At 79.1% G+C, this 369-nt stretch carries 1 protein-coding gene; it reads right to left on the reverse strand.

Going from position 1 to position 369, the window contains the following annotated elements:
- Positions 1–311 (reverse strand): hypothetical protein (locus GTW08_RS12235; protein ID WP_202417077.1); only part of this gene is annotated, 311 nt, incomplete at its 3' end.
- Positions 312–369: the final 58 nt, after the last annotated feature.

Below are 369 nucleotides of genomic sequence, written 5' to 3' on the forward strand. Positions count from 1 at the left end.
GCCGCGCGCGTCTCGCGGGCCGCGACCGGTGCCGTGGTGGGCGCGATCCCGGTGCCGGAGCCGTACCAGCGCGACGGCATCGGGATCGACGAGGCGTCGTCGACGGACGGGCCGGACGCGAAGGTCGGTACCGGGACGTGGTCGTCGACCCGCTGGTCCGCCGGAGCGACCCCGCCGAGCACCCCGGTCCCGAGGAGACCGGCGACGGTGACGGACGCGACCAGCACCACCGGGACGACCCCGGCCAGGGTGACGCGGAGACGCCGGCGGCCCCGCGGCGGCCGGGCCCGGCCCTCGACCGGTCGTGGCACCTCCCTTGGGCCGACGGGTGCCGTCGCGGTCGCGCCCCGGTAGCGGGCAGCGGAGCTC

This window comes from Pseudonocardia sp. SID8383 (genome assembly GCF_009864975.1).
GTDB lineage: Bacteria > Actinomycetota > Actinomycetes > Mycobacteriales > Pseudonocardiaceae > Pseudonocardia > Pseudonocardia alni.